Annotated in this window: 6 protein-coding genes; all 6 read left to right on the top strand. The window is 59.4% G+C overall.

Annotated elements, in window-relative coordinates:
- Positions 1-3: 3 nt before the first annotated feature.
- Genes EBA_RS19540 through EBA_RS19565 form a run of 6 tightly spaced genes read left to right on the top strand, consistent with a single transcriptional unit; the run spans position 4 to position 19,045 of the window.
- Complete coding sequence (locus tag EBA_RS19540; protein ID WP_192376264.1) at positions 4-249, top strand: 4'-phosphopantetheinyl transferase family protein; 246 nt, start codon at positions 4-6, stop codon at positions 247-249.
- Between the two features lie 38 nt (positions 250-287).
- Entirely contained in the window at positions 288-815 is a 528-nt protein-coding gene (locus EBA_RS19545) for a 4'-phosphopantetheinyl transferase family protein (RefSeq protein WP_192376265.1), read from the top strand.
- Positions 808-5,058, top strand: coding sequence for a type I polyketide synthase (locus tag EBA_RS19550; RefSeq protein ID WP_192376266.1), 4,251 nt, complete (start codon positions 808-810; stop codon positions 5,056-5,058). The genes EBA_RS19545 and EBA_RS19550 overlap by 8 nt, the downstream gene beginning before the upstream one ends.
- Positions 5,001-6,440 carry a beta-ketoacyl reductase gene (locus EBA_RS19555; protein WP_192376267.1) on the top strand — a complete coding sequence of 480 codons (1,440 nt, stop codon included), beginning with the start codon at positions 5,001-5,003 and terminating at the stop codon, positions 6,438-6,440. Before EBA_RS19550 ends, EBA_RS19555 begins: the two co-directional genes overlap by 58 nt.
- 9 nt (positions 6,441-6,449) lie before the next feature.
- Positions 6,450-14,252: a type I polyketide synthase gene (locus EBA_RS19560; protein WP_192376268.1), complete on the top strand. Its 7,803-nt coding sequence runs from the start codon at positions 6,450-6,452 to the stop codon at positions 14,250-14,252.
- Positions 14,249-19,045, top strand: a complete 4,797-nt coding sequence (locus tag EBA_RS19565; RefSeq protein ID WP_192376269.1) for a type I polyketide synthase — start codon at positions 14,249-14,251, stop codon at positions 19,043-19,045. Before EBA_RS19560 ends, EBA_RS19565 begins: the two co-directional genes overlap by 4 nt.
- Positions 19,046-19,055: the final 10 nt, after the last annotated feature.

The raw sequence follows: 19,055 nt of genomic DNA on the forward strand, positions 1-19,055 counted from the left end.
ACCTTGCAAGCGCAATCACAGCTTTTTCCGAAACATTCGGGCTTACCATCGACGACCGAAGCCGCGGATTTTTTGCCGTCCCCGGAAACAGGCAGCGTCCGCGTTTGGCAGCTTAATTTGGATGCGCTGAGCGGATTTACCGACCAGCTGGAAGCTATTTTGTCCCCTGACGAACGCGAACGCGCCCATGCCTTTGCCACCCCCAACTGCAACAGCGCTTCATTGGCGGACGCGGAGCGTTACGACTGATTTTAGGCGCTTGTTGTGCAAAAGCGCCGGAACGCCTGGTGTTTACCTATGGCCCTTACGGCAAACCCGCTTTGACTGGCGCCGATGCTGTCTGGAAATTTAATATGGCCCACAGTCAGCATATTGGGTTGATTGCGGTATCCCGCGATATAGAAATCGGCGTGGATGTTGAAATCGACCGACCGATACCCGACCTTGCCGGCCTGATCGCCTTATGTTTTTCGAACCAACAACGCAACGCTTGCCTGACCCGGTCCAAACCACAACAACTGCTCGAGTTTTACCGAACCTGGACTTGCAAAGAAGCACTCTTAAAAGCCAGCGGTGAAGGCTTGCAAATCGATTTACCGGACCTGGAGATTGGCGAAGACGGCACGGTTTTACGTTGGCCCGCCAAATTGCAAGCCTATAGCCGTTATCGGGTCTATCCCCTCCCGCAAATAAAAATTCCGGCGGCCCTGGCCTTGGGACCGGAGCTGACGGATTGGCAATGCGAGGAATTTCCGTTACACGCTTTAGAGCGTTTGTTTGACCATGATGTAAATCGAGGCAAGCTTTATGTCTGATCAGGAAAAAATGGCTCAATTCGCACAGCAAGACCGAGAAGAAGCCTATAGACAAGCTTTACAAAAAGCCACGATCAGCATTCGGCAACTGCTGGAAGAAAACGCCTCGCTCAAACACAAGGAGCCCATTGCCGTTATCGGCATGGCCTGCCGCTTTCCCGGCGGCGCCAATAACCCTGAACAGTTTTGGCAACTATTGGAAAACGGCTCCGATGCCACCACCGAAGTCCCAGCCGATCGCTGGCTGGCCAAGGATTATTACGACGCCGACCCACAGGCACCGGGCAAAATGTACACCGCTCAAGGCGGCTTCTTGAATATCGCGGTTGATGGTTTCGATGCGGACTTTTTTGGTATATCGCCCAAAGAAGCCCGCGCCATGGATCCGCAACATAGACTGCTGCTGGAAATAGCCTGGGAGGCCCTGGAACATGCCTGCCTGATTCCAAGCCGCCTAAAAAACAGCAGAACCGGGGTCTACGTCGGCATGTCCAGCGACGATTACGCCCGCAGCCACCGCCATTCCGGGCAGCCAGAAAGCATCGACGCCTATGCCATTACCGGCTCCACCTTCAGCACCGCCGTGGGCCGACTTTCCTACATCCTGGGGCTGCAAGGCCCTTGCATGGCTTTGGATACCGCCTGTTCTTCGTCGCTGGTCGCACTTCACCTGGCCTGTGCAAGCCTTCGGAACGGAGAATCCGACTTGGCGCTGGCCGGTGGCGTCAATCTGATGCTATCCCCCGAATTGCATATTGGTTTTTCTAAACTTCAGGCCATCTCGCCCGATGGCAAATGTAAAACCTTCGATGCATCCGCCAACGGTTATGCGCGCGGCGAAGGCTGCGGCATGGTCGTGCTCAAACGCCATAAAGACGCGATCCGCGACAACAACCGCATTCTTGGGCTTATCCAAGGTTCGGCGATTAATCAAGACGGCAAAACCAATGGCTTGGCCGCCCCCAATGGTCTTGCTCAACAGGCCGTTATTCGTGAAGCCCTGGCAGATGCCGGGCTCCAGCCGCAAGCGGTGGATTACGTGGAAGCGCACGGTACCGGCACCGTGCTCGGCGACCCTATCGAAGTCGAAGGCCTGGGCGCGGTGCTGGGAGTCAATCGGCAATCCCCTTTAAGGGTAGGCGCGGTAAAAACCAATATCGGCCACCTGGAACCGGCGGCGGGCATGGCGGGGCTGATAAAAATCCTGCTGTCCCTGGCCCATGAACAACTGCCGCGGAATATCCATTTCCAACGCCCCAATCCGCATATAGACTGGAACAGTCTGGCGCTGCGGGTCCTTGCCGATCAATCGCCCTGGCCACGCTCAAGCCGGCCTCGCATTGCCGGCCTCAGCGCTTTCGGCTTCAGCGGCACCAACGCCCATGTCATCGTCGCGGAAGCGCCCCTGCCGGAAACTCGTCCCCAAGATGTGCGGCAGAATCTCTACCTGCTGAACCTATCGGCGCGGAACCGTCCCGCATTACTGGCGCTGATTGCCGACTATCTGCCCCGCTTGTCCCAAGATGCGGCGAAAACCGCATCAACCACGCCGGCCGACCTATGCTACTCGGCAGCAGTCGGCCGTCAGCACTGGCCATGGCGGCTGTCCGTTACCGGTCGCAGTCTGGCCGAGATGCGTGACAAACTGGCCGACTTTATCCAACTGGGCCAAGCCAACCGGGATCCGGTCATCGGACACAGCGAAAACGGCGCCCCCGAGATCGCCTTTTTGTTTACCGGCCAAGGCTCGCAATACCCTGGCATGGGCCAGGCACTCTATCAAACCCACACGATTTTCAAACAAGCCATCGATCGTTGCGATGCGGTGCTGCAACCCCTGTTAAACCGCTCCTTACCCGATTTACTGTTTAACAGCGAAGCCGAAGTTTTAAACCGGACGGCTTACGCCCAACCCGCAATATTCGCATTGGAATACGCCTTGTACGAACTGTGGCGCTCATGGGGAATCACGCCGTCGGTGCTCATGGGGCACAGCGTCGGCGAATATGTCGCGGCCTGTGTAGCCGGGGTATTCAGTTTGGAAGACGGTTTAAGCTTGATCGCCGAACGCGGCCGCTTGATGCAAGCCTTGCCGGCAGGCGGCGGCATGGCGGCGATTGCCGCCCCGGCGAGCCGTGTCGATAGCGCAATAGCACCCTACCAAGGGCGGATTAGTATTGCGGCATATAATGAACCCGAACAATTGGTCATCTCCGGCGATCAAGACGCGGTCCGCGCCATTTGCGCCTTGATGGAAAAACAAGGTATCCAAACCACGCCGCTGACGGTTTCCCATGCTTTTCATTCCCAGCGCATGGACGACATGCTGGCCGAATTCGAGCGCGTCGCGCGGCGCGTGACGTACTCGGCGCCACGCATCAAACTGATCTCCAACATCACCGGCAGCAGCATAACCGAAGACATTGCCTGTGCCGATTACTGGCTAGAACACATCCGTCGGCCCGTGAATTTTGCGGCGGGCATGGCCACGCTCGATCAAGCCGGAATAAAACTATTCTTGGAAATCGGCCCTCAAGCGACGCTGCTTGGCTTGGGACGCCATTGCATCGCCGAGGGCGCGACATGGCTGGCCAGCATGCGGCGGAACATCCCGGAGCAACAACAACTATCCCGCAGTTTGGCGGAGCTCTATGTACAAGGTGCGGAGATCAACTGGGCGGCAGTGTATGCCGATCAAGCCTGTCGGTGGACCGAACTGCCGACTTATCCCTTCCAACGCCAGCGATACCGGGTTGAAACGCCGGCACAGGCCAGAATAACCCACCAGCCCGCTCCCTCGCAGTTGGCCCATCCGCTGCTGGAGCGAATGATCCGTTCGCCGCTGCTGGAAGCCATCCTGTTCGAGACGCGGTTTGGTGAAGCTCAAATGCCGCTACTCAAAGACCACCGGATTTTCGGCAAGACCGTGGTGTCCGGCGCCTGCCTGACCTCGATGATATTAGGTGCGGCCAGGCAGGCTTTCGGCGAAGGCGCTATTCAAGTTTCGGAATTGATGTTTCACCAAGCCCTGGCCATCGCCGATGGCGGCGAAATATCCGTGCATTTAGCCATTAAACCGCAGGGCAATAACACGGCCTCGTTCCGACTAATCAGCTTGACAGGCGATAGCGAAACGGCTGAAGGAACGCTACATGCCAGCGGCAACTTGAATGTGACCTCGCCCGCTCCAGCAACCCGACCGGCATCATCCCCGGCGGAATTGTGGCAGCGTTTCGACGATGAACTAGCGGGGCAAACCGTCTATGAAGCCTATAGCCGCCGGCACATCGAGCTGGGCGCCAGCAATCAATGGCTGGAATCGGTTCGGATCGGCCCAGCGGAAGCCATTGGCCGTCTGCGGCTGCCCACTATTGGCCGGCACAGCCTTGCCGTTGACGGCTACCTGTTGCATCCGGGCCTGATCGACTCCTGTTACGGACTGTTAGGCACGCTAGTCGCCCTGGAAGACGACGCGACTTTAGTACCGTTCGCCATTGAGCGTTTCAACGTCCTCCGTCCAGCCCAGGGCCAACAGTTTTGGGTACATATTCGCCGTCGGCAGGTGGCGGAATTCCCCGATAAATTAATCGGCGATATTCAACTGCAGAATGAACAGGGCGAATTGATTGCCGAATGCCTGGGGCTGGAAGGCCGCGCCGCGACACCGGAGACCTTATTGCGCACCCTGGCCAAAGACCCTGACCAGTGGTTTTACCGGCTGGATTGGATTAAGCGTGATCGTCAACCCGCATCATCCTTAACAAGCCGAAACTGGCTGATTTTTATGGATGAGGCAGGGCTCGGATCGGTAGTCGCCGCACGACTGAAAGCGCAAGGACATACGGTAGCATCGGTTCATCCCGGCGTCCGCTTCGAAGAATCGGATAGGCTGAATTACCGGATAGACCCGCTGCGAGCCGAGGATATGTCATTGCTTTTGGCGGCGGTTTTTAAGAACCACGCCAGTGCGCGCATCGTCTATCTTTGGAGCTTGCACAGCCCCGCACAGGGCGAGTTGGCAGTTACGCTGGCGCAAAGCTGCGCCCCCGCGTTGCAGCTTATTCAAGCCCTGAGTCGTATAGAGCCCGCGCTGGTGTCTGGCCTAGTCCTGGTAACTCAAGCCAGCCAGATGGTCGATTCGCCTGATTTTTCCACCGCAACGCCGCGCATCGAGCAAACGCCTTTATGGGGCTGGGCAAAACCATTGCACTGGAACATCCCGAGTGGCGTTGTCAATGCATAGATCTGGATAGCGCCGACAGCACCGAAAGCAATGCCGTCTTCCTAGTCGATGAGCTGCTTAACCCGTCATTGGAAAATCAAATTGTCCGGCGCAATGCCATGCGTCTATGCGCCAGATTGGTCCCTTATCGTCCGGCGGAAACCTCCAAAACCCTGCCGGTACGTCAGCACGGGCATTATCTGATCTGCGGCGGATTGGGCGGTTTAGGACTGTTGTTGGCAAAGCGATTGGCAGCGCGCGGCGCGCGGCGGCTCACGTTGTGCGGACGCAAGTCAGCCAGTCCCGAAGCGGCGTCGGTTATTGCAGAGCTGGAACAACTGGGGGCTATCGTCCACGTCAACCAAACTGACATTACTGACGCCGGGCAAGTCCAGGATCTTATTGCCACCGCCTCGGCACAATCGCCTTTGACCGGTATCGTCCACGCCGCCGGCATGCTGGATGATGGCGTCCTGGCCCAATTGGATTGGCCGAGATGCAGGCGGGTGCTGGCGGCTAAAACAGTCGGACTCCAATATCTGCATGAATACAGCCTCCATCTGCCTTTGGAGTTTTTTATCGGCTTTTCTTCCATGGTGTCATTAACCGGCTCTCCAGCCCAAGGCGCTTATGTCGCCGCCAACTGCTTCGTTGACGGCTTGATGCAGCAACGCCGAGCGGAGGGTCTAAGCGGGATCAGCATCAATTGGGGGCCATGGGCCGAAGCCGGAATGGCGGCGCGTCTTGATGACAAACAGCGCTTACGACTATCGTCGCTCGGTATCCTGCCCATGTCGGCAGAAGACGCTTTTCGCGCCCTTGACCGGCTGTGGCCGAATCCGCCGGCTCAAATCGGCATCATGGATATTCATTGGCCAAGCTTCCTCAGCCACTTCCCCGGCGCCAGCGACATGCCGCTATTTGAGTCTTTACGCCAGCCGTCCGCTAGGACTTTGACGACTGAATCAGCACCCACATCGCCAGCCGCATGGCCCGCGCAACTCGAAAGCACTGCCGTGGCGGATCGGCGAAGCCTGCTCAGCGCCTTGGTGAGCGCTGAAATCAACCGGGTACTCGGTGCGGAAAGCAATCGATTTATCGCTCCGCGCCAGCGCTTGTTCGATTCTGGATTGGATTCGTTAACCGCCGTGGAATTAAAGAATCGGCTGTCAGCGCTACTGGCCTGTCCGTTGAACACAACCCTGTTATTCGATTACCCAACGCTCGAAGCGCTGACCAATCACTTGGCAACCATGCTACCCGTATCATTCGAAGTGATCGAGGTAGCGGCACAGGCAACGACAAGTTCGGCCATTGACGAGCAGACGGCGGCGTTGGATCTGTTGTCGCAACAACAACTGGAAGATTTACTGGCGGAAAAACTCGGACTCATCGCGGAATAAGCTAAGACTATGACCCCAACCAGCGACCCCGGCCCCGCGCAGCGGGACTTGATTAAAAGCGCACTGCTGAAGATCGATGAGCTGCAAGCCAAGCTCAAGGCTTCCGTCGCCGAAAAAACCGAGGCCATTGCCATCGTCGGCATGGCCTGCCGCTTGCCCGGCGGGGTGAATAATCCCGAGGATTTTTGGCGGTTGCTGGACGAGGGCCGCGATGCGATCACCGAGGTCCCGGCGCAGCGTTGGGATATCGAGGCCTATTACGATGCCGATCCTGATGCCCCCGGCAAGATGAATACCCGTTATGGCGGTTTTATCGAGCAGGTCGAAGACTTCGATGCGCGTTTTTTCGCGATTTCCCCGCGCGAGGCGCAGTCGATGGATCCGCAGCAACGCTTGTTGCTGGAAGTGGCCTGGGAGGCGTTGGAGTTCGCCAATATTCCGCCCGAGCGCGTCTATGGCAGCGCCGCAGGGGTGTTTATCGGCATCATCGGTCAGGATTATGCCCAGCGTTTGTTCGCGCCGGCGCATCTGCAGCAGATCGATGCCTATGTCGGCACCGGCGCTTCGCAGGGCGTCGCGGCGGGGCGTTTGTCATATTGTTTGGGTTTGACCGGCCCCAGTTTCAGTGTCGATACCGCCTGCTCTTCGTCGTTGGTGAGTTTGCATCTGGCCTGCGAGAGTTTGCGCCGCCGGGAATGCGAGCTGGCCTTGAGCGGCGGGGTGAATCTAATCCTGGAACCGGGGCTGAGCATTAATTTTTCCAAGGCGCGAATGATGGCGCCCGACGGCCGCTGTAAGAGCTTCGATAGTGGCGCGGACGGCTATGTGCGTGGCGAAGGCTGCGGGGTGCTGGTGCTGAAGCGCTTGAGCGATGCGCTGGCGGACGGCGACCGGGTGCTGGCGGTGGTGCGCGGTTCGGCGCTGAATCAGGATGGCCCCAGCGGCGGTCTGACGGTGCCCAGCGGCCCCGCGCAGGAACAGGTGATTCGCCAGGCGTTGCGCCATGCCGGCCTAAGCCCGGCGGCGGTGAGTTATGTCGAGGCCCACGGCACCGGCACGGCGCTGGGCGACCCGATTGAGTTGGGGGCCTTGGATCAGGTGTTTAGTCCGTCGCGTTCGGTGGACAATCCTTTGTATCTGGGCTCGGTCAAGACCAATGTCGGGCATTTGGAAGCCGCCGCCGGGGTGGCCGGGATCATCAAGCTGGTGCTGGCGCTGCAGCATGAATCGCTGCCGCGGCATTTGCATTGCCGGCAGCCGACGCCGCGTTTCCCCTGGGCCGATAAACCCTTGCGGGTGCTGCAGGCGTCACAGCCTTGGCAGCGAGGCGAACGGCCACGGATCGCCGGGATCAGCAGCTTCGGCTTCAGCGGCACCAATGCCCATGTCATCATTGAAGAGGCGCCGCTGGCGCTGTCCGCTCAATCCCTGCAATGGGATCAGGCAAAGCCGTCCAATCAGCCTATCGAAACTGCGGGGCCAGTCGATTTGATACCCGCTGTCGCCGCAACAGCAACAGCCGCTTCCGCTTCCGCCAGTCCGCCGCAGCCGTTGCTGGTGTTGAGCGCCCGCTCGGAGCCGGCGCTGCGGGCGCTGGCCCTGCGTTACCGGGATTTTCTGTACGCAAGCCCGAACCTCGCGCCGCTCGATCTGTGCGCCAGCGCCGCCACCGGTCGCAACCATTTCCCCTATCGTCTGGCGTTGAGCGCGGCGTCGATTGCCGCGTTTGCCGAGGCCTTGGCGGCGTTTGCCGACGCTAATCCGGTCGAGGGCTTGTTCACTCATCCGCTTCCGGCCACGACCGCGCCGGCCACAGCCTTTCTGTTTACCGGCCAGGGCGCGCAATATCCGGGCATGGGCCAGCGGCTGTATCAAACCCAGCCGCTGTTCCGTCAGGCCCTCGACGGTTGTGCCGAGCAGCTGCTGCCGTATTGTCCCGTGCCGCTGGTCGAGTTGCTGTTTGCGTCGACGGCGGCGGCACTCGACCAGACCGTTTACACCCAACCGGCGCTGTTCTGTCTGGAAATGGCGCTGGCCGAATTCTGGCAAGCGCTGGGCGTACGGCCTGCCGCGGTATTGGGGCACAGCGTCGGCGAGTATGTGGCCGCCTGCGTGGCCGGGGTGTTCAGCCTGGCGGATGCGCTTAAATTGCTCTGCGCCCGGGCTCGGCTGATGCAGGCCTTGCCGGCTGGCGGCGCGATGGCGGCGGTGTTTGCCGATGAAACGCGAGTTACGCAAGTCCTGAGCGAACAGGCCGCCACGTTGGCCGACCGCTTGGCCATCGCCGCGATCAACGGCCCCGACAACGTAGTCATCTCGGGCGAGGAAGCCGCGCTGCAGCAAGTGCTGGAGACGCTGCAAGCCCAACACGTCAGCCATCGCCGGCTGCAGGTCTCCCACGCCTTCCACTCGCCGTTGATGGAACCGATGCTGGCGGCATTCGCCAAGGTCGCCGCCGAAGTCCATTTCCACGCGCCGCGGATACCCTTAATTTCCAATGTCAGCGGCCAACTGATCACCGGAGCCATCGCCACGCCAGCCTATTGGCTCGAACACATCCGCAAACCGGTACGCTTTGCCGACAGCGTCGCCGCGTTAAAACAGCGGCGCATCTCACTACTGCTGGAAATCGGCCCCCATCCGGTGTTGCTGGGCATGGCCGCTTCGCTCTGCCCGGACGCGGTCTTGATCCCCGCCTTGCGGCAACACACCGCCGACGACCAACAAGTCAACCGCGCCCTGGGCCAGTTGTTTGTGCACGGCGAGTCCATCGACTGGCCTAGCCTGTATCCCAAACACCGCCACCAGTCTCTGCAGTTGCCGACTTATCCTTTTCAACGCCAACGATTTTGGGTGGAGCGGAGTTCATCCACCAACCAAACCGGCAATATGGCCGGCAGCGCTAGCAAGCACCCGCTGCTCGGCCAGCGTCTGAATTTGCCAGCGCTGGCAGAAGGTGAAATACGTTATCAACAAACCCTTAACGACAACAATTATCTTCAAGACCACCGGGTGTTTCAGCAAGCGCTGCTGCCCGCCGCCGCTTTTATCGAAATGGCCTTGGCCGCCGCCAGCCGGAATGGCAATACTGTCCTGCCTGGCCTGGAAGATGTCAGCATTCAACAAGCGTTGATTTTTGCCGACAATCGCGACAAAACCATGCAATTGATTCTGACGCAAACCAAGGAACAAGCGGCTCATTTTGAAATTTACAGCCTAAGCGATAAACCAGCGCAGCCATGGACCTGCCATGCGACCGGCGGTATTACCGCCATCGCGGCAGATTCTGTGCCGCCACCCGTCAATATCAAAGCCGTTCTGGCCGAATTCTCGGACGACATTGATATCGCGGATTTTTACCGACACTGCGAGCAACACGGCATAGCCTACGGCCCCAATTTTCAGGCATTGCAAAGCCTGCGACGAGGCGATGGCCAAGCGCTGGGCTGGATTAAGTTGCCCGAGCGGCTGCTTGCCGAGGCGGCCGGCTACCACATACATCCGGTGCTTTTAGATGCCTGCTTCCAGATATTAATTGCCACCTTGGTCGACAGCCGCGCCAACGAAACCTGGCTACCGGTGGGGCTTGATCGTTTACAACTGTACCGTGCACCTGGCACGCGATTATGGTGCCGGGCGAAAGTCCATAACGCCGACGAACGGCGATTTCTCACTGCCGACCTGTTGCTGTTCGACGACGAGGGTGGAATCATCGCCGTCATCGAAGGATTCAAGGCCAAGCAGGCTAATGCAAACAGTTTGTCGACCGCGGCATCCGGCCAAGCCGACGACCTGGAAAGCTGGCTTTACCGGGTTGACTGGCAGCCTCGGGGCTTGTGTTCACCGAATGCTCACTCGGCTTTACCGGCGTCGCCGACGACGATGAGCGCCGCATTAAACGCTGCGATGACGGCAGGGATCCGGCTTTCGCGGCTGGAGCAATGCGGCATGGCTTTGGATGAATTGGACAAGCTGTGTGTAGCCTATGTGTTGCGTGCATTCCAGGACATGGGCCTAAGCTTTCAACGCCAAGATTGTTTTTCAAGCTTGGAAGCAGCCATTCGACTCGGTATTGTGCCCGCCCACCGGCAGCTGTTCGAACGCATGCTGGAAATGCTGGCGGAAGCTGGCATTCTGCTGCGTAACACCGACGACTGGGCGGTGCTGCACACACTAGCCACTCCCAATCCGCAACAAACCGCAGAAGAATTGCGCGGCCATTATCCGCAAGTAAGCCTGGAACTCGATCTGCTGGAACCTTGCGGCTCCGCGCTGGCGCGAGTCCTGCAAGGCCGCTGCGATCCGCTGCAAGAATTATTATTTCCCGGCGGCAACGGCTCGGCGCTGGCCGCGCTGTATCGCGATCCGCCCGGAGCGCAAGCCGTGGGCGCGGTGTTTCGGCAAGCTTTGCTGGCCGCGCTTAAGCCGCTGCCGCAACGCAGCGGCATACGCATTCTGGAAATCGGCGCGGGTACCGGCGGTGCCAGTTCATTTTTGTTGCCGCATTTGCCGGCAGAGCGCAGCGAGTATGTCTTTACCGACATTTCGCCTGCTTTCACGCTGCAAGCACAAACGACGTTTGCCGCCTATCCATTCATCGAATACAAAACCCTGGACATCGAAAAAGATCCGCAGGCACAAGGTTTCAAACTCCAGGATTACCACATCGTGGTGGCCTCCAACGTTTTACACGCCACCGAAGATTTGGCGCAAACCCTGAAACACACCCGCAGCTTGTTGGCGCCCGGCGGCCTGTTATTAATGCTGGAAGGTAGCGCGCCGCAAAACTGGATAGACCTCATCTTCGGCATGACTGGCGGCTGGTGGCGATTTAACGACAAGCATCTGCGCCCCTCCCATCCCTTGCTATCAGGGTCCGCTTGGTGCGACGCCTTGCAGGCATCGGGCTTTCAAGAAACCGACTGCATCGATTGCCCGCCGATTCACCAGTCCATCATCATCGCTCAAACCGCTGCGCAAGCGCTTGATCAAAGCCTGGCCAAACCCTGGCTAATTTTCGCCGATGCCGGTGGAACGGGCTTACGCTTAGCTCAATACCTGCGCGCCACCGGCTCAATCTGCACGGTGGTTTATCCGGGTAGCCAATACCGGCGCCTGCAAGCCGACAGTTTCAGCATCGATCCTTACCAAGCCGCGCATTATCAACGCTTATTCAGCGATCTAGGCGACCAAGGCCCGGCTTACTGCGCACATTTTTGGAGCCTCGATACCCATACACCCAATGATGACCAGTCTTCGCTGACCGCAAGCGCTCGCCTGGGCTGGGAAACGGCGCTGCATCTGGCCCAAGCCTTAGGCAAAAATCAGCTCATGGCTCCGCCGCGCTTAGTTTTAATCACACGGGGTGCCGTCTCGGTGTCGGGTGAAGCGGTGAATAGTTTGGCCGCGGCGCCGGTTTGGGGGCTGGGTAAAAGTATCGCCTTGGAATACCCGGAGTTGCGCTGCATTCGTATCGATCTGCCCGCCATGGCCGGAGAAGATGAAATCGCGGCCATCGTCGCCGAAGTGAGCGCAGATAGCCAAGCGCCGCTTGAGGATCAGATCGCCTTTCGAGGCGAGCTACGCCTGGTGCCAAGACTGGTGCGGCACAGCGCCAAACGCGGCTTACCGCAGTCGGAAGCCTACAGTTTATGCGTACCTGCAACAGGCAACCTCGACGAATTGGTCTGGAGCCCGTCCGTACGCCAGGCCCCCAAGCCAGACGAGGTAGAAATCCTGGTGCGGGCTGCCGGACTCAACTTCAAGGATCTGCTGTTGGCGCTGCATAGCGTTGCCGCCGCCGGACCGGTATTGGGTATCGAATGCGCCGGCACGCTGACTCGCGTGGGATCGACCGTGAACCACCTTGCCGTCGGCGATTCGGTACTGGCCATGGCGCCGGGCAGCTTCAGCCGTTACGTCAATGTTCCCGCCCGGACGGTTGCCGCCCTGCCGAACAACCTAAGTTTCGAGGAAGCCGCGACGCTGCCCATCGCCTTTTTAACCGCCGCCTATGCCTTGGAAGATCTCGCCCATTTACAAGCAGGCGAGCGCGTACTGATCCATGCCGCGAGCGGCGGCGTCGGCCAAGCCGCTATCCAGCTGGCTCAGCGGGCCGGCGCCGAAATATTCGCCACGGCCAGCGTAAGCAAATGGCCGGTGCTGCGCGGTTTGGGCGTCAAACACATCATGAGCTCCCGCAATCTCGACTTTGGCGACGAAATCAGGCGTTTGACCGCTGGCGAAGGCGTCGACGTTGTTCTCAATTGCTTGAGCGGCGAGTTCACTAGTCAAAGCCTGGCCTTACTGCGTAGCGGAGGCCGGTTTTTGGAAATCGGCATCACCGATTTGCGCAGCGCCGAACAAGTCGCCGAACTGGCGCCGGACGTCAGCTACCACACCATTGATTTAATGGCTTTGTACCTGGAACAACCCGCGCTGCTGCAAGGCCTGCTGCAACGGCTGATAGCCGAGTTCGGCGACGGCCAACTCAAGCCCTTGCCACGCACAATCTTTGCCGCAGCCGAGGTGGAATCGGCATTCCGCACCCTGCAGCAGGCCAAGCATACCGGCAAGCTGGTGTTATCTTTCGATAGCCCGGCCCTGCCTTTTCGTAAAGATGCCAGCTATTTAATCAGTGGCGGTTTAGGCGATTTAGGTTTACTGGTCGCCGCCTGGATGGCGGAACACGGCGCGGGCCACCTGATTCTGGCGGGACGCCGCGGCGTTACACCGGCAATCGAAGCCAAAATCCGAGGCATTAGCCAAGCCGGCGCCGAAGTCAGCGTATTTCAGGTCGATATAGCCAAAGCGGAGCAAACCGCCAAACTGTTGGCGGAAATCGCCACTAAGCTGCCGGCGCTATCCGGTGTCATTCATGCCGCCGGGGTTCTGGATGACGGGGTACTGAGCGAACAAACGCCGACCCGCTTCAGCAAAGTCTTGGAACCCAAGCTGGACGGCGCCTGGCAACTCCATCGCCAGACCCTGGCGCTGCCTTTGGAGTTTTTTATCTTATTCTCTTCGGTCACCTCTGTGCTCGGCGCCGTCGGCCAAGCAAACCACGTCAGCGCCAATGCCTTTCTCGACGCCTTGGCTCATCAACGGCGAGCGAATGGTTTGCCAGCATTGAGTATCAATTGGGGCGCGTGGTCTGAAATCGGTTATGCCGCGCGGGTACAAGCCGGGGATTTCCTTAAAGCCCAAGGCATGGGCTTCATCGCCCCGCACGACGGATTAACCGCGTTGGAACAAATTTTTCATAGCGGTTCGGCGCAAATTGCGGTGGCAGCCATTGACTGGCCAAGCTATCTGCAACGCGCGGCCCATTCGGGGTATTTGGCCAATTTTCGCCAAGAATTCTCGGCGCCACAGTCCGAGCCGCGCCAAGCAGCCGGCGAATTCCGAGCACTTCTCCAAGCCGCCGCCGTCGGCGAACGCCTGGGGTTATTGAGCCGCCATGTCGCCTTACAGGTGGCAAGCGTATTGGGATTTCCCACTACGACTGCCATCGATAGAAAACAAGGTTTTTTCGACATGGGTATGGATTCCCTGACCTCGATAGAATTAAGAAACCGTCTGCGCAGTAGCCTGGGCTGTCCACTGCCGTCCACACTGGCTTTTGACTTCCCCAATGTGGCAGCGCTGGTCGAATATTTGGCGAACGAACTATGGAGGCCGGAGATTATCGACGCGTCGCCAGCGCCTGAAACCGCCGTAGCCGTCGAACTCGAATCACTGCAACGACTAACGGAAGCGGAAGCGGAAGCGACGCTGCTCAAGGAACTGGAAGAAATGGGGTTTTCGTCATGAATCACGCTGCCTCGCCGGAAACCGAACTGTCCACGGTAAAACGCGCTTTACTGGCCTTACAGACCACCCGCGCCAAACTCGAAGCCCTGGAACAGGCGCAAACGGAACCTATCGCCATCATCGGCATGGGCTGTCGCCTGCCGGGTGATATTGCAACGCCCGAGGCGTTTTGGGAACTGCTGCGCGACGGCCGGGAAACGATTAGCCCGGTACCTGCGTCGCGCTGGGATAGCAACCGTTATTACGATCCCGATTACGATGCGCCGGGCAAAATAGTCACGCGCGTTGGTAGTTTTCTGACCCGGATACAAGACTCCGACCCGCAGTTTTTCGGCATTTCCCCGCGCGAAGCCATGAGCATGGACCCTCAGCAGCATCTGCTGCTGGAAGTGTGCTGGGAAGCTTTGGAGCATGCCGGACTGGTTCCCGCCGACTTGGCTGGCAGCCGCACCGGGGTATTCATCGGCATTTGCAATCAGGATTACAGCGTTCTGCTGATGTCGCGGGAAGCCATCGAGATTGACGCCTACATGACAACCGGCATGGCGCATAGCGTTGCCGCCGGGCGCTTGGCCTATAGCATGGGATTTCAAGGCCCCTGCCTGGCGGTGGACACCGCCTGCTCATCGTCCCTGGTGGCGGTTCACTTGGCCTGCCAAAGCCTGCGTAATCGCGAATGCGATTTGGCCGTGAGCGGCGGCGTGAACTTGATTCTATGCCCTGAAACCAGCATCAACTTTTCCCGCAATCACATGCTGTCGCCCGATGGCCGTTGCAAGAGCTTTGATGCCACGGCCAACGGTTTTGGCCGTGGCGAAGGCTGCGGTCTAATCGTGCTCAAACGGCTTTCCGATGTAGTACCCGGATCAGACCGGGTGCTGGCGCTGATCCGGGGATCGGCAAGCAACCAGGATGGCGCGACCAGCGGCTTGACGGTGCCCAATGGACCAGCCCAGCAAACGGTGATACGCGATGCCCTGCGCAATGCCGGTGTAGCGGCGGAACAAATCGACTATGTCGAAGCTCACGGCACCGGCACCAAGCTGGGCGATCCCATCGAAATCGGCGCGCTCAACGCCGTTTTCGGCCCGACCCGCAGTTCGAGGCAGCCGCTGATCGTGGGATCGGTCAAAACCAATCTGGGTCATCTGGAAGGCGCCGCCGGCATCAGTGCACTGATGAAAGTGGTGTTGGCGCTAAGCCATCAACAAATCCCCCGCCACCTGCATTGCGACCAACCCACGCCATTCATTCCCTGGGCGGAAATACCAATCAGGGTAGCCACGCAAGCCATCGCCTGGCCCGCGACGGAAAAACCACGACTAGCGGGAGTCAGCTCGTTCGGTTTCAGCGGCAGCAATGTGCATGTGGTGCTCGAGGGAGCACCGCTTGAAGTGGCGCCTGCTAACGAAGCCGCGGCGGAACGCCCGCTGCATCTGCTTTGCCTCAGCGCCCGCACTCGCGACGGGCTAACTGCGCAAGCCGCCCGCTATGCCGATTATCTAGGCTGCGTGGCGCCAACGGCACTGGCCGACGTTTGTTATTCCGCCAATACCAGCCGCTCGGTATTTGAATATCGACTGCTGATCGCCGCCGCCGATCCGGCCGAAATGCGCGGCAAACTCGCACAGGGTTGCAACGGTGCAGATCAAGGACAGCCCGGCGCATATCCCGTCGAACCACCGCGCATAGCTTGGTTGTTTAGCGGGCAAGGCGCTCAATATCCCGGCATGGGCGCGGATTTGTACCAAACCCAACCGGTTTTTCGACGGGCCATGGATGACTGCGCTCAATACCTTGATCCCTTGCTCGGCCTATCCCTCACCGGATTATTATTCGATACGAATTCAACTGATCTTCACCAAACCGCCTACACCCAGCCGGCCCTGTTTGCCCTCGAATATGCGCTGGCGCAAATGTGGCTATCCTGGGGTTTGCAAGCCGACGCGGTCACCGGACACAGCGTCGGCGAATACGTCGCCGCCTGTATTGCCGGAGTTTTCAGTCTGGAAGACGGCCTGAAGCTAATCGCCGCGCGTGCACGTCTGATGCAGGCCCTACCCGGCAACGGCGCAATGGCGGCGGTGTTTGCCGACGCCCATCGCGTGAAACAGGCCATCGCCGCGTTAGAGAATAACCCGCCACGGATTGCGATAGCGGCTATCAATAGTCTGGGCGAAACCGTCGTTTCCGGCCAACGCCAAGCCATCGAAACGCTGCTAAAGCAGTTAACCGAAGCCGGCATTTCCAGCCGCGAACTGACAGTTTCTCATGCCTTTCATTCGGCGTTGATGGAACCGATGTTGGCCGAATACCGGCAAGTCGTTGCCGGCGTTGCCTTGCGGCCACCGCGCATTCGCCTGGTCTCGAATATCAGCGGGCATTTTGTATCTGACGAAGTCACCGATCCCGACTACTGGTGTCGGCATATCCGTGAGACCGTGCTGTTTGCCGGCGGTATCAACACGCTACGCCAACACGGCATCGCGGCGTTCGTGGAAATCGGGCCGCATCCGGTACTGTTGGGCCTGGTGCGTGCGGACGCTCCGCCGGCAAACCGTGAGTTATATCTGCCCAGCCTGCGCAAGGGTCAAGCCGATTGGCCGCAACTCGCCCAAAGCTTAAGCGAACTTTATCTGGCGGGCGCCGCGATTGACTGGAAAGGTTTTGATCGGCCTTACCCTAGGCATCGCCTCACGCTGCCGACTTATCCCTTCCAACGTAAACGCCATTGGTATCACGATAGCCCCACGATCGCACGGCAACCCGCCGCCCCCAACTCCCCCCTGCTATCCTTGCTGCAAGCCGGAAACGCCGAGGCGCTGAGCCAGTACCTGCAAAGCCAAGGCGAGCTGTCGGCGGACGAATTACGGTTGTTACCGAAACTGAGCGGCTTATTGATTCGCGGGCATCAATCCGTCAATGCCAATCTCGACAGCCTGTGCTACCGGCCGATCTGGCAGCAACAATCCCGCCTGAGCGCTTCAGCCTTAGCGCCCGGCGCCGCGCCAAGCCGGCCGTGGCTGATTTTCAGCAGCGACGAAGCCGCCGAGTTAACGCAGGGTTTCCAGGATGCCGGACTCACCGGTATCCGTGTCTCGCCGGGCAATCGCTATGCCCAGACCGCCAGCGATGTCTGGTCGCTTGATGCCGAGAATGCCGACGATTACCGGGTTTTGCTGGAGGCGATTCAGCCGCAAGCCATTGTCTATCTCTGGCCGTCCGCGCCGACACCGCCCGACGCTTTGGGCGAGGCGGCCTTGATGCAGGTCATTCTGCTGGCGCGTGCCGCCGCCTTGCAACCCGCGGTCAAACTTTGGCTGATCACGCCTTCGGCTAGCAATGCCGCGGACCATGCGCCCACCTCGCCCTTTCCCTGGCTGCTGACGGGTCTGGCCAGAAGTTTGTTTCTCGAATATCCCCAGCTCAAAGGCGGCGTGATTGACCTTGATCCCGGCGAAACCCCAGCCTTAATCCGCGAACTGCTCAATCCGGGCGACGAAGACGCCATCAGTCTGCGCGGCGGAAAACGCTATGTCGCCCGGCTGGCAGGCTACCCGCCACCCCCTGCCGCCGTTGTCCGCTGCAAAGCCGACGGCGCTTACCTGATTAGCGGCGGCCTGGGCGCACTCGGTTTAAAAACCGCGCGCTTTTTAGCCGAAAACGGCGCCGGCCAATTGATCCTGCTAGGCCGCAAGGCTCCTGGCGAAGCCGCTCGGGACACCCTGGACTTTATCCGGCAGCTGGGCGTGCAAGTGCGCCTGCTGCAGGCGGACAGCGGCGATGAAGCCGCCATGTCCGAGTTATTCAAGCAAATTGCCACCGGCGACTTTCGCCTCAAAGGCATCATCCACGCCGCCGGCGTCCTCAGCACCCGCAGCCTGAACGAGCTTGATCGCGAAGGTTTAAGTCAGGTACTGGCGCCCAAGCTTCGCGGTGCCTGGACTCTGCATCGCTTGAGCATGGACCTGCAACTGGATTTTTTTGTCCTTTACTCCTCGATTTCCGCGGTTTTGGGGACGGCGCAACTGGCCGCTTACACGGCGGCAAACGGCTTCCTGGACGGCCTGGCCGCGTATCGCCAAGGCCTGGGCCTGCCCGTGCTCAGCATCAACTGGGGACCGTGGCAAACCGGCGGCATGATCGCTGACGAGACCGCCACACAAGTCGCCGCCAGCGGCTTTACCCCGCTTGACGCCCACTCGGCGCTGGCGCTGTTCGGCCGTTTGCTGGCAAGCTCGCAAAGCCGCGTGGCCGTGGTCGATGCGGATTGGCCTCGCCTCAAGAGCTTGTATGAGATTCGCGGACCTCAACCCTTGCTGGCGCTGCTGGGGCAAAACGCATCGCCAGCCGTTACAACAGCCCCATCCTCCACGCTTAACGAACTACGGGCGCTGACCGCTCGGGACCAATTCGACTATCTGGTCAGTCGACTACAAGAGCTAGTGGGCGCGGCGCTAGGTTTCGACAGTAATAATCTCCCCGATCCAAAATGCGGCTTCTTCGACATGGGCATGGACTCGCTGACCGCCGTGGAATTGAAGGGCCGGATCGAGGCCAAGTTGCAGCGCTCGCTCCCGCCTTCAGTGGTTTTCGACTATCCTAATGTCGAAGGCTTGGCCGCCCACCTACTCGAGCTGCTGTTCCCCACCGCTCGGCAGGATCAGCCGGTCGCATCCGCCATTGAGCAGACCGAGGAATCCGCACGCTCTAGCCGAGCCGAGATTCAACAACTTTCCGACGCCGAACTTGCGGCGCTTATCGACGACGAATTTTCCTCTCTAACCCAATAAGGATAAACAG

It is taken from the genome of Methylomonas albis (assembly GCF_014850955.1).
GTDB lineage: Bacteria > Pseudomonadota > Gammaproteobacteria > Methylococcales > Methylomonadaceae > Methylomonas > Methylomonas albis.

Excerpts from the sequence above, each read along its gene's own strand:
- EBA_RS19550 (WP_192376266.1), top strand. The coding sequence starts at position 808 with ATGTCTGATCAGGAAAAAATGGCTCAATTCGCACAGCAAGACCGAGAA.
- EBA_RS19560 (WP_192376268.1), top strand. The coding sequence starts at position 6,450 with ATGACCCCAACCAGCGACCCCGGCCCCGCGCAGCGGGACTTGATTAAA.
- EBA_RS19555 (WP_192376267.1), top strand. The coding sequence starts at position 5,001 with ATGGGGCTGGGCAAAACCATTGCACTGGAACATCCCGAGTGGCGTTGT.
- EBA_RS19565 (WP_192376269.1), top strand. The coding sequence starts at position 14,249 with ATGAATCACGCTGCCTCGCCGGAAACCGAACTGTCCACGGTAAAACGC.